The organism is Streptomyces sp. 71268, assembly GCF_029392895.1.
Classification (GTDB): domain Bacteria; phylum Actinomycetota; class Actinomycetes; order Streptomycetales; family Streptomycetaceae; genus Streptomyces.
Genome location: NZ_CP114200.1, coordinates 3,785,561 through 3,797,615 on the forward strand (window position 1 = coordinate 3,785,561; position 12,055 = coordinate 3,797,615).

General features: G+C 75.5%; 7 protein-coding genes and 3 tRNA genes. 5 read left to right on the forward strand and 5 right to left on the reverse strand.

Annotated features, from left to right (window positions below):
* The first annotated feature begins 115 nt into the window (after positions 1 to 115).
* From OYE22_RS14465 to OYE22_RS14480, 4 genes are all read left to right on the forward strand, one after another.
* Positions 116 to 433: an Lsr2 family protein gene (locus OYE22_RS14465; protein ID WP_277320789.1), complete on the forward strand. Its 318-nt coding sequence runs from the start codon at positions 116 to 118 to the stop codon at positions 431 to 433.
* Positions 434 to 692: 259 nt separating this feature from the next.
* Positions 693 to 767: transfer RNA gene (locus OYE22_RS14470), tRNA-Gly, on the forward strand.
* A gap of 73 nt (positions 768 to 840) precedes the next feature.
* Positions 841 to 913: transfer RNA gene (locus OYE22_RS14475), tRNA-Gly, on the forward strand.
* A 364-nt stretch (positions 914 to 1,277) separates the two neighbouring features.
* A tRNA-Gly gene (locus tag OYE22_RS14480) sits at positions 1,278 to 1,350 on the forward strand.
* A 102-nt stretch (positions 1,351 to 1,452) separates the two neighbouring features.
* Here OYE22_RS14480 and OYE22_RS14485 read toward each other — a convergent pair.
* The 4 genes from OYE22_RS14485 to purD all read right to left on the reverse strand — a co-directional run bounded on the left by OYE22_RS14485 (position 1,453) and on the right by purD (position 9,196).
* Positions 1,453 to 2,367, reverse strand: a complete 915-nt coding sequence (locus tag OYE22_RS14485; protein ID WP_277320790.1) for a phosphoribosylaminoimidazolesuccinocarboxamide synthase — start codon at positions 2,365 to 2,367, stop codon at positions 1,453 to 1,455.
* A gap of 254 nt (positions 2,368 to 2,621) precedes the next feature.
* Complete coding sequence (locus OYE22_RS14490; protein ID WP_277320791.1) at positions 2,622 to 4,187, reverse strand: N,N-dimethylformamidase beta subunit family domain-containing protein; 1,566 nt, start codon at positions 4,185 to 4,187, stop codon at positions 2,622 to 2,624.
* An 864-nt stretch (positions 4,188 to 5,051) separates the two neighbouring features.
* Positions 5,052 to 7,265, reverse strand: a complete 2,214-nt coding sequence (locus OYE22_RS14495) for a hypothetical protein (protein WP_277320792.1) — start codon at positions 7,263 to 7,265, stop codon at positions 5,052 to 5,054.
* Positions 7,266 to 7,945: 680 nt separating this feature from the next.
* A complete protein-coding gene (gene purD / locus OYE22_RS14500; protein ID WP_277320793.1) occupies positions 7,946 to 9,196 on the reverse strand; it encodes a phosphoribosylamine--glycine ligase in 1,251 nt (416 codons plus the stop codon).
* 1,407 nt (positions 9,197 to 10,603) lie between these two features.
* Here purD and OYE22_RS14505 point away from each other — a divergent pair.
* A complete protein-coding gene (locus OYE22_RS14505) occupies positions 10,604 to 11,266 on the forward strand; it encodes an SLATT domain-containing protein (protein WP_277324130.1) in 663 nt (220 codons plus the stop codon).
* A gap of 99 nt (positions 11,267 to 11,365) precedes the next feature.
* Here the strand turns inward: OYE22_RS14505 and OYE22_RS14510 are convergent, their stop codons facing one another.
* The gene (locus OYE22_RS14510; RefSeq protein WP_176163159.1) at positions 11,366 to 12,016 is read right to left on the reverse strand and encodes a hypothetical protein; all 651 of its coding nucleotides are present in this window, start codon (positions 12,014 to 12,016) and stop codon (positions 11,366 to 11,368) included.
* Positions 12,017 to 12,055: the final 39 nt, after the last annotated feature.

Sequence of the window (12,055 nt, forward strand, 5' to 3'; positions counted from 1 at the left end):
CGCTGTACAAATGAAAAAGCATTGATCCCTGACCTCCGGAACCCATGCACCGCGGCACGTCAACTGGCGGCAGCTAGTGACGGCCAGGCGATGCAGCTCGAAAGGACCGATATCCGTGGCACAGCGTGTAGTGGTCACAGTCTCTGACGACATCGATGGCGGAGAAGCCTCGGAAACGGTCACGTTCGGTCTCGACGGCAGGTCGTACGAGATCGACCTCAACTCTGCCAATGCGAAGAAACTGCGCGGCACTCTCGCCCCGTACGTCGAGGCGGGCCGCAAGCGGTCCCGCTCCGGCAAGACCTACCGGCGCACCGCCGTCGCCCCCGACCCGGCCACCGTGCGGGCCTGGGCCCAGTCGCACGGCATGGAGGTGCCGCCACGGGGCCGCATCCCCAAGAAGGTGTACGAAGCCTTTAACGCGGCGAGCTGATCGAAGCCGCCCGCTCCGGGGCGGGCGTCTGCGCCGGCCCCGGAGCGGAAAAACCCCTCCCGTCTCGCGTCCCACCCACCCACTCACTCGCCTGCTCGACTGATCGCTCGCTCGCCCGGTCGCGGAAGCGCCTCCGGGCCGGCGGGGAAGAGCCGCGCGTGGCGCCCTTGCGCACCGAGTTGCGTCGCACCCCCATTGATCCGCTAGAGTCTGGAGCACGCCGAAGGGCACGGGCCGAAAAGCCCAGAACTTCGATCATGCGGGTGTAGCTCAGTAGTAGAGCGCCCCCTTTCCAAGGGGGAGGCGCAGTGTGCGATCCCTGTCACCCGCTCCACTGCTCAACCGATCCATTCGGGTCAGGTAGAGTGGTCCCCGCGCCGATGAGTGAAAGCTGATCGGTCGCAAACGCGGACGTGGCTCAGTTGGTAGAGCATCACCTTGCCAAGGTGAGGGTCGCGAGTTCGAATCTCGTCGTCCGCTCAGCGAATATGGCGAAGGCCCCGATCATTACGGTCGGGGCCTTCGTCATATGTCACCGCGCGCTATCCGTGATCGCTCCGGGCTTCTCTGCCCCACCCGCCCCACCCCGTCCCGTCGCGAGCGTCGGCGGTCGTCCGCCGTCCCCGGCCGCCCTCCGCGCGGGTGCGCTACGCCACTCGGGGGCCGGACGCCGCCGGGGCTCCCCCGCTTCCCCTCGACCCGGAGCGTGTGGCGATGGCCACAACGTCGCGGCGCCCGGCCTGCAATGCCGGGCCGACGGGCGGTCGCGTGGCACGCGGGTGCTTCGCTCGCCCGAAACGTTGGCTATAGTAGGACCCGCACCAAGCGGAAACGCGCGGTGCGTGCGGACGTAGCTCAGTTGGTAGAGCGCAACCTTGCCAAGGTTGAGGTCGCGAGTTCGAGCCTCGTCGTCCGCTCGGTAAAGAAGGCCCCCGGTCATCGACCGGGGGCCTTCTTCATGTCCGGGCACTGGCCAGCGTGCCGGCCCGGCGGCGGGCCGGCACGCTGGCCTGGGCGTGTCAGGACCAGGACAGGCCGGTGAGCCGCTCGTACGCCTCAACGTACTTCGCGCGGGTCTGCTCGATGACCTCGGCGGGCAGCGGCGGCGGGGGGAGTTCGCCGGTGCGGTCCCAGCCAGAGGCCGGCGAGGTGAGCCAGTCGCGGATGAACTGCTTGTCGAAGGAGGGCTGGTCGCGGCCGGGCTCCCACTGGTCGGCGGGCCAGAACCGGGAGGAGTCCGGGGTCAGTGCCTCGTCGGCAAGGACCAGCCGCTCGCCGTCGTAGCCGAACTCGAACTTGGTGTCGGCCAGGATGATGCCGCGCTCGCGGGCGATGTCGCGGCCCCGGCTGTACAGGGCGAGGGTGGCCTGCCGCAGCTCGGCGGCGCTCTCGGCGCCGACCTGGCGGGCGACCTCCTCGTAGCTGACGTTCTCGTCGTGGTCGCCGACGGCGGCCTTGGTCGCCGGGGTGAAGATCGCGGCGGGCAGCTCGGAGCCGTTGTCCAGCCCCTCGGGCAGGGCGAGGCCGCAGACGGTGCGGTTCTCCACGTACTCCCGCAGGCCCGAGCCGGCCAGGTAGCCGCGCGCGACGCACTCCACCGGGGCCATCCGCAGCGCCGTGCACACCACGGTGCGGCCGGCCCAGTCGGCGGGGGCCCCGGCCGGGAGGTCGTCCGGGGTGTCGCAGGCCCGCACCACGTGGTTGGGCATGAGGTCGGCGAGCTGGTCGAACCACCACAGGGAGAGCTGGGTGAGGACCCGGCCCTTGTCCGGGATCTCGCTGGGCAGCACCCAGTCGTACGCGGAGATCCGGTCGCTGGCGACCATCACCAGCTCGCCGGCCGCGTTCTGGTACAGCTCACGGACCTTTCCGGTGTGCAGATGCTCAAGGCCGGGCACCCGCACGGGCTCGGGCTTCTCGACGAATCCGGACACGGTTCCTCCCGGTGGGTTGGTCCAAGAGCCTCGATTCTCGCGTATCGGGCCGGGCGGGGCCGACGTGGGCCCGGTCGCCGGGCACTGTGGCGGGCGCGAGGGTGTGGTGGGGGCCGCCGGGCGGGGCGCGGAAGCGCCGCTGGTCAGGGGCGGTGGGGCGCCGATTCGGAGGCCGTGCGGGGTGGCGGGCCGGGGCCGGGGCGGCGGCCGGTGACGCGGTTGGTCGCGCTGCGCTGCCCGGGTCGGCCGCGCGGTCAGTCGCGCTTGCAGATGCGGTCGAGCAGGTTGGCCGTGGCGCGCTGGATGCGGGTGTCCACGTGACCCGGGCGGTCCAGCGCCGGCGACCAGGCGAAGGTGCCGGAGGCGAAGACCAGAGCCCCGCTCGGCGCGCGGTAGAGCGAGGTCTCCTGGTGGCGGGGCACGCCGTCGCTGTCCTCGTACGGGGAGTGCGCGAGCAGGATCCGGCGGATGTGCTGCGGCAGGCTGGTGCGCGGGAAGTACCGGTCGGCCTCGCCGGCGACCAGACCCGGCAGCTCGTCGCCCTCGCCGGCGCCCGTCGCCTCCCACAGCCAGTGGTCGGCGTTGCGGACGACCAGCGGGGCCGGCTCGGGGACCCGGCCCGCGTACTGGATGCCCATCAACTGCTGCTCCGGGCTACCCAGCTCGCGCCAGAGCGCCGGCCGCCCTGGACCGCGCCGCTTGCGACAGGACAGCAGCCGGTCGGGGCCCATGGGCGAGGGGACCAACTCCACCTGCCAGTACATGGTGTTGGCCGAGAGGAAGACCAACGAGGTGCCCGCGTCGCGGGCTTGCTCGACGGTGCGGCGCATGGGAACGGACCAGTACTCGTCGTGCCCGGGGAAGACCAGGCCCCGGTAGCGCGTCGGATCGACCCGACCGGCGTGCAGGTCGCGGGTGTTGGCGTACGCGACGTCGTACCCGTAGCGCTCGGCCCAGCGGATGAAGTCGTAGGCGTGACCCACGTGCAGCGGCAGCCCGGCGCTCGCGTACGGGCGGTCGAAGGAGAGCGTGGTGGCCGCGTCCTCCTCACCGAGCAGCCGGCCGTCCGCGTCCCACGCGTGGTAGAGGCTGGCGCCGGAGCTGCCGTCCTCGGGGTAGAGGTTGTACGCCTGCCAGGTGACGTCGGGCAGCACGAGCAGCAGATCGGCCGGGTCCTGGTCGCGGACCGTGAACGGGATGTGGCTGCGGAAGCCGTCGCGGATGGTGGTGAGGACGGCGACGTACGCGCCGACCTGCCAGTACGTGGGGACCTGGAGCCGCCAGGAGAGCCACCAGTGGTGGCAGGAGACGGTGCGGTCGGCGGCGAGCGGGGCGGGCTGGACGATGCCGGCCAGCCGGGGGCTGGTGGTGATCTTCGATGCGCCCTCGCCGGCGTAGTGGCCGATGCGGTAGATGTCGACGCTGAACTCCTGCGGCGGGTTGACCGTCACCCGGAAGTCGATGGCGTCGCCGGGGGCCACGGCGCCGGCGCTGGCGAACCCCTTGATCTGCCGGTGCACGTCGTCGGCCATCCGGGGGCCGCCGCGTTGGCCGGAGCGGCGCGCGGCGGCGTACGCGCCCCAGCGAGCGTGCAGCCGGCCGTCCGCGTTCCCCGGGGCCGCGTCGTGCGCGCGGGGCAACGGGAAGGCGCTCGCGCCGGGCGCGTCCACGTGGTCGACGTACCAGGGCACGACGTGCCCGGTGTCGTCGAAGTAGTGCTCGCTCCCCCGCAGCCAGGGCAGCGGGCCCATGCCGAACGGGTCCGACACGGCGTGTGCGAGGGCGCCGGACTCCCAGCGCCGGATGTGCTCCGTCCCCACGTGCGCTCCCTCCCTGCGTGCCGCATCCGCGTCCGCACGACCGAGTGCGCCGTACTGTCGGGTCGATGCGGACCAGGCCCCCGTACGGGAACTCTTCACTCCCCGTCGTCCGGTGTGAGTCACCCCGTCCACCGGCCGGCCCCCGGTAAGCCCCTGCGCTTATCCCTCGAATGACAACGACTGATCCCAGCACATCACATTTCGCGCCCACACCGTCACTGTTCGTCGCGTAATGAAGCAGAGAACTGGCCGACCGACGCCCCGTCGACCGCGCGTACGGAAGCCACGGGGGCGCACGTCACCACGGCAAAAGCGCCCCGAGCGCCTCAGCCCCAGGTACGAGCCGCACGCCCCAACGGGCCACCAACCGGCCAGAGGCACGGGGGCGCGCGCGGGGGGCGGCCACCTCGCCGAGTGGGTTGTCAGAGGGACGGGGGTGGTTGGAGTAGTGCGGGTGTCGTGGGTGCTGTGAGAGTCGCGAGTGTCGGGTGGGTGTGGTGGGGCGGTTGTCGCGTTCGGGGTGTGTGGCTGGAGGTGGGTGGGAGTGGGTGAGTGGGTGGGAGTAGGTGGGAGTGCGGCAGGTGTGTGTGGGGCGGGCGTGGAGGTGTGGGTGGGGGCGGGCGAGCGCCCTGTGTGTGGGGAGGGTGAGGGCGCGGGCCGGCGCCTTACGTGCGGGGTGGCGCGGGTCGGCGCCGTACATACGGGGCGACGTGGGGTGGCACGGCGCGGGGTGTGGGGTGCCGCGCCGTGGGTGGGTGTGTGGTCCGCGTGGTTGCGGGTGCCGCGCTGGGGCGCTGGGGCGTGGCGGACCGGCGGGTGCGTACGCGGGGGTGGGTGTGCGGGTGGCGGGTGCGGTGGGTTGGGTTAGACCAGACGGATGGGCTTGTCCGGGCGGACGCCCACGCCGCCGAGCCAGGCGCGGAGCGGGTCGGGGTCGCCGTCCTCGGTGAGGCTGAGCACCGGGGCGGTCAGGTCCGTCTTGCGGCTGCCGTCCACCAGGAGGGCGGGGCCGTCGAGCCAGTCGAGGCCCGGGGCGGCGCCCGCGGTGTCCATGGCGGCGCAACAGACCATCGCCGTGACGTGGTCGGCCAGGAGTTCGCGGCCGGTCCGGGGCGGCTGGAGCGGGAAGAGCGGGGCCAGGCTGTCCAGCCAAGGTTCGCCGGCCACACCCTGGCCGCTGGCCGCGAGGCCGGGCGCGCCGCCCGCGGCGGCGGACCGGCGCTGTGCGGCCTCCTCGCGGGCCAGCTCGGAGGTGAGCCGGGCGGCCAGCCGCTCGGCTATCGCCTCCGGGTCGTGCTCGGCGCCGCCCGGCGTGCTCAGCCGGTCGAGGACCCGGTCGAGCGTGGGTTCCGCGCCGAGGTCGGGCTCGAAGCCCGGGTCGAAGCCGCCGCCGGGCCCGGTGGGGACCGGCTCGCCGGCCGGGCGCGGCAGGGTGTCCAGGGCGGCGTGCAGCCGGGCCGCCTCCAGGCGCCACTTGCGGTCCACGACCTCCTCCGGGTACGCGCCCCAGTCCACCGGCGACCAGTCGGGCCCCGGGGTGGCCGGGCCGCCGTGGAACAGTCGGGCCGCGAGCAGCGAGATCGCCTCGTCCACCGTGCCGGGCTCCTCCAGGAGGTCGCAGGCCGGGCGCTCGCCGAGCCGGGAGGCGAAGCCCTCCGCGAGCCGGTCGCGCCGGGACAGCTCGGTGAGCGCGGCCACCACGCCGGCGTCCAGTTGCGCGGGCCAGCGGCCCATCCGCCAGGCGGGCAGCGCTACGCGCGTCAGCAGTCGGTCCCAGCCGGCGTACGCGAGGCCCACCTGCTCCTGGGCGGCGATGCGCAGCCCGTAGTCCACGCCCTGGGCGCGCTGGGCCGAGGCGGCGGCGACGCCCCGCTCCATCTCGGCGGCGTCGTCCCGGCAGGCGCGCAGCAGCAGCCGCGCCACCCAGCCGACGAAGGCGAGCCCGGGCCGCCGGAAGGCCCGGCCGACGGCGGCCAGCGGCACCCGGCGGGCGGCGGCCCGGCCCGGCGCGCCGGGCTCGCGGGCGGCGGGCTCGCGGGCGGCGGGCTCGTGCGCGCGGGGGTCGCCGTCGGCGGACTGGCCCGGTGCGGCGCTCGGGGCGTGCGCCGGGGGCGCCGCCTCCGCGACCCGTACGGTCCCGGTCGCGTACGGCTCGCGCTCGCGCTCGGCGGGCCACGGGGCGTGGGCCGGTCGCGCGGCGTACGGAGCCGCCTCGCGCGGGTCGGGGGCGCGCGGGTCCAGGTCCCCAGCTGCCAGGTCGCCCGATGCCGGGCCGTCCGGCTCCGGGGCGTGCGCGGCCGGGTCGGGGTGTGGGTCGGTCGCGGCCAGGGCCACGGCGGCGTCCAGGGCGCGCACGAAGCGGCGGGCGGCGGCGATGTCCGGGTGCGCGGCCGGGCCCGTGCCCGCCACGACCGGGGCGAGCAGCGCGCGCAGCTCCGCGACCCGCATCCACCACAGGAAGGGCGAACCGATCACGAGCACCGGCCCCGCCGGGCCCGGGGCGTCCGGAGCGTCGGCGGGCGCGGGCGGTACCGCGACCTCCAGGCCGAGCCCCGGGGCGCGGGACGGGGCCAGCCGGAGGCGGCCGAGCAGGGCGCTACGGCGGTCCCGGGCGCCGGCCTCGGCACGGCGCCGGGCGCGCGCCCGGCGCACCCGCCGCGCTCGCCGCTCCTCGTGTGTGCGGTCCTCAAGCCAACTGTCGCAGTCCGGCGTCAGGGCTATCGCCGAGGGCGGCGGGACGCCCAGCCGGTCCGCGAGGTCGCGCACCATGCGGTAGAGGTCGGGGGCCGTCTCCTCGGGGACGGGCACGGTGGGGCTCAGCGCGGGGCGGGCGCGGGCGATGACCACGCCGACGGCCACGGCCACGGCCAGCGTCAGCGCGGCGACGCCGATCGCCACCCAGCGGACGGTCCGCCAGCCGCTCCCCGAGCCGCCGATGTGCCCGGTGGCGCCGCCGGCGACGAGGACGACCGCGACGGCGGCCGGCAGCAGCGCCACGGCCTGGGCCGTGCCGCGCACGCGCAGCACCGCGAGCGCCCGCGCTCGGGCCCCGGGTGTCTCTGCTTTCGGACCTGCCATGAGTCTGACCACCCCCTACTGCCCTGCGGTGAGTGCGACAGCGGATGCCGCCGGCGTGCGTACCCCACCACTGTCGCACCGGCTACTGACACCGCAATGTCGGTGTGCGAAGGGCCCCCTGTCCGTACGGAAGCCGCTGCGCCAGTTGCCGCAGCGTGGCTCCGCGGCAGACTAGTTGGGGCGGGCAAACGCGTCACCCGGATAGCCAGCCGCTCACTCGATGGAATGGCATCGGCCAGGGGTAGGAACCATTCCGGTCAGTGAGCGGAGCCCGCGCCCCGTAAGGCGGACGGCGGCCCACTCGGCCCCCGCGCGGGCCCCGGGGCGGCGCCCACCGGGCGCGGGGCGGCGGGCACGCCGCCGCCGGGCGCCCGGACGGGCGGGCACGCGGGCGCGCGGGCCGGTAAGCGGAGGCGCGCCGCGAGCGGGCGCGCGGGCGAGCGCGGAGGGCGCGCGGACGGTGACCCGGCGGAGAACGGACTCGGGCAGGGGCCCGGAGAGCGGTTCGGGCGGTGGCTGCGGGGTGCGAGTCGCCGTGTGGGGCGCGGGCCGTCGAGTGGGGCGTGGGCCGCGGGGCGGCTACGCGCGGGCCGCGCCGGCGCGTGGCGCGGGCGTGCCCGCCCCCGGCGGACGGGGGGCGGGCACGGTGGGTCTACTCGGGGACGGTCTCGCGGACGGAGCTACGCGGGGTCGGCCGCGCGGGCGGCGATGTCCGTCCGGTGGTGGGAGCCGTCGAGTTCGATCAGCTTCACCGCGTCGTACGCGCGCTCCCGGGCCTTCGCCAGGCTCGATCCGGTGGCCGTCACCGACAGCACCCGGCCGCCGGCGCTCACCACGCCGCCCGACTCGTCCCGCCTGGTGCCGGCGTGCAGCACGTACGTCTTCTCGCGCCCGTCGGCCTCGGCCAGGCCCGTGATCGGGTCGCCGGTGCGCGGCGTGCCGGGGTAGTTGTGCGAGGCGATGACGACGGTGACCGCCGCGCCGTCGCTCCAGCGCAGCGGCGGCTCCATCTCCAGCGTGCCGGTCGCGGCCCGCAGCAACACGCTGGCCAGCGGCGTCTTGAGGCGGGCCAGGACGACCTGGGTCTCCGGGTCGCCGAAGCGGGCGTTGAACTCGATGACCCGCACGCCACGCGAGGTGATCGCGAGCCCGGCGTAGAGCAGCCCGGCGAACGGCGTGCCGCGGCGGCGCAGTTCGTCGACGGTCGGCTGGAGGACGGTGGTGAGCACCTCGTCGACCAGCTTGGGGTCGGCCCACGGCAGCGGCGAGTAGGCGCCCATGCCGCCGGTGTTCGGGCCCTCGTCCCCGTCGTAGGCGCGCTTGAAGTCCTGCGCGGGCTGGAGCGGGAGGACGGTCTCGCCATCGGTGATCGCGAACAGCGACACCTCGGGACCGTCAAGGAACTCCTCGATGACCACGCGGTCGCAGGCCAGCGCGTGCGCGCGGGCGGCGGCCTGGTCGGAGGTGACCACGACGCCCTTGCCCGCCGCGAGGCCGTCGTCCTTGACGACGTAGGGCGGCCCGAAGGCGTCCAACGCCTCGTCCACCTCGGCGGCGTTGACGCAGACGTAGGCGCGCGCCGTGGGCACGCCGGCGGCGGCCATGACGTCCTTGGCGAACGCCTTGGAGCCTTCGAGGCGGGCCGCCGCCGCGGACGGGCCGAAGCACGGGATGCCGCGGTCGCGCACGGTGTCGGCGACCCCGGCGACCAGGGGCGCCTCGGGGCCGACCACGACGAGGTCCACGCCGAGCGTGCCGGCGAGCTCGGCGACCGCGGTGCCGTCGAGGGCGTTCACCTGGTGCAGCTCGGCGACCTCGGCGATACCGGCGTTGCCGGGGGCGCAGTGCAGGGCGGTGACGTCGGGGTCGAGAGACAGTGAGCGGCACAGGGCGTGTTCGCGGGCGCCGCCGCCGATGACGAGGACCTTCACGGGCCCCACCCTAAACGTCACGGCCACGGGCCCTTAACCCGCGGCGCGGCAACGACCGGCCGGGGGCGGCGCGGAACCCGCACGCCGGCGCGGCTCCGCACGCCCCACCGGACCGCCGCGCGCCCCGTGCCCCTTGCGCTCCGTCACCGCGCCGCCGCGCCACCAACCCGTACGCCACCTCGCCACGGGCGGGCGCACCGCCTCGCGGCGCATCGCGGCGGACCGCCGTACGGAAGGCCGCACCCCGTCACGCGCGGGGCCCACGGTCCGCCGCGCGCGGCCCCCGTGGACGGACGTACGCGGCGGGCTCGGCCCGTCGCACGACGGAGGCTCGGCCCGTCGTACCAGGAGGATCGGCCGGCCGTACGGGGGAGGCCGGGGTCCGTAACGCGGGGGTGGGGCCGCGCGTTACGAGGGGGCCGGGGGTCGTGCCGAGCGGGGGCGGGGCGGCCCGGGTGCGGGCTGGCCACTCTTTCGAGTGAGACGCACTCGACCCTATTTCCGACATAAAGCCGGTTCTAGCCGCATTTTGGGGTGATGTTCCCCGTTCTGGGGCGCGATGCCAGCCGTTCGGCGGTAGGAAGATGGCTGCGCTCCGCCTAGGGCCTCGGGGGCGCGCCGCCCCGACCGGGCGGTCCACCGCCGGGCCCGGCCGCCCCGGGGCCACCGCTCGCGGGGCGAAGTGCCGACGGTAGGTACGAATGTCGCGTGGCGAGCGTCGCGTACGGACGTCGGGTACGGACATCGCGCGCGGCCGACTGTGCGGGCGGCGTGCGGGCAGAGCGCGTACGGGCGCCGCGCGGGGAGCCGAGCGGGCGTCGGGGTCGGCCGTTGGCCGGGCGCCGGGGGTACCGGGCCCGTGGCGCGGGCGGCAGGCGTACGCGTCGGCATCGGGCCGGCGGGACGAACGGGCAGAGGCGACGGACGCGAGCGACGAGCATGGGCGGCGGGCAGAGGGTCGCGGGCACAGCACGGGCAGAACAGCAGCCATCGAGGGCGCGGGGCCGGTGCCGGCGCGCGCCGCAGGGCTGGCCGGTCGGCGGGGCGGCCGGCCGGAACGCAGTCAGCCAGGACGCAGGGAGTGCACGGGTGAGTCAGCCGGAGATGCGACCCGAGGGGCTTCCGCGCGGTGAGGGTGGAACGAGCGGGACCGGTGCGGCGGGTGGGGGCGGTGAGTCCGGTGGCGGCTGTGGTGGCCCGGGAGCGCCGGGCGGCCCCGGTGGCCCGACGGGACCCGGCGGGCCGCTGGGGCCGGGCGGGCCGGACGACGGCTCGGGGGCCGGCGAACCCTGGCCGCCCGGCGACGACGGCCGGGGCCCGCACGCGGGGCGGCCGGGCGGCCGGACGGCGCGGGCCGGCGGCGAGCCACACGGCGGGTGGCGGGCGGCCCGGCGGCGCCCGGCCGACCTGTCGGGCCGGCCGATCCCGCTGGGCGACTGGGGTGAGCCGACGGAGCGCCTGGACGAGCTGTACCGGTGGGCCGAGGAGGGGGCGCTGCGGGTCGCCGACTGGTACCTCGCCGACCGGGCGTGGAAGCGGCGCGCGGCACGGGCGTTGCGCGCCGGCGCCGCGCTCGCGGCCACGGTGGGCGCCGTGCTCCCCCTCCTGGAGCTGACCCACACGTTGAGCGCCGGCGCGGCCTGGGGCTGCCTCGCGCTGGTCGCCGCCGTCGCGTGCCTGGGCTGCGACCGCTTCTTCGGCCTCACCTCGGGCTGGATGCGGGACATGGCCACGGCGCAGGCGGTGCACCGGCGGCTTGAGGCGCTCCAGTTCGACTGGTCCGTGGAGAACGTCCGCGAGGTGCTCGGTCCCACCGACGGCACCGCGAGCGAGGCGGCGGAGCGCTGCCTCGGGGTGTTGCGCCGCTTCGTGGAGGACGTGACGGAGTTGGTGCGGGCCGAGACGTCGGACTGGATGATCGAGTTCGGCTCGCGCTCGGCGCCGCTGAGCACCCAGTCGCTGGCGTGGCACGCCCGTCCGGAGTCGGGCACTCCGCTCAGTCGGCTGCTGCTGCCCCCCGGCACCCGGCCCAACATGCCGCGCCAGCGCCCGCCCGAGTCCCCCCGCTAGCGCCGCCCCACTCGCTACCCGCCCGCCACCGCCGCCCGCGCGAGCGCGACCGGCCGTCCGAGGGGACGGCCGGTCAGGCGCCGGGCCGGCGGCGCGCGGTCAGCTGAAGACGATCATCGAGCCCTGGCCCAGGCTGCGGGTCGCGGCGGCGTGCAGCGACAGCCACACGTGCCGTTCCCGCGCGAACGGGCTGTCCTCGTACGGGATCGGGGCCGCCGGCTCCTCCAGGTCGGTGGGGCGGGCCGGCGGGGCGGGCGGCGCGGGTGGGTTGGCCGGGTCGATGCCCAGGGCCGGGCCCACTTCGAGGAGTTCGCGCAGCAGGCCGTGGCTGGAGCCGAGCGGGCCGCCGCCTTCGAGGAGACCGTCGTTGGACAGCGGGCTCGCGAAGTCGACCGGGACGTACGCGCCGGCGTGGTCGTAGTGCCAGACCAGGTGCGACTCCTGGGCGGTGCTCTCGAACATCTCCAACAACTGCTCGTAGTCGCCGCCGAGTTCGTCGACCGGCGTGACCTCGAGCCCGCAGACCCGGAGCAGGTAGGCGCGGCGCAGGTAGTGCAGGGCGTCGTAGTCGAACCCGGCGATCGGCGCGACCGCGCCGGAGAGTCCGGGGGTGTAGCCGAAGACGGGCACCGGGGGCAGTCCGGCCTCGCCGAGCGCCTGGTCGTACGCGGCGATCTCCTCGGCGAACGGGTTGTCCGGGCTATGGCAGAGGACGTCGACGAGCGGGACCAGCCAGAGGTCACATGCCACGTGTACTCACTCTCGTTGGCGGCGGTCGAGCCAGCGTAA

What these genes read in the sequence shown, in the direction of transcription:
- OYE22_RS14495 (WP_277320792.1), bottom strand. Translation starts at nt 7,265, where the DNA reads ATGGCAGGTCCGAAAGCAGAGACACCCGGGGCCCGAGCGCGGGCGCTC.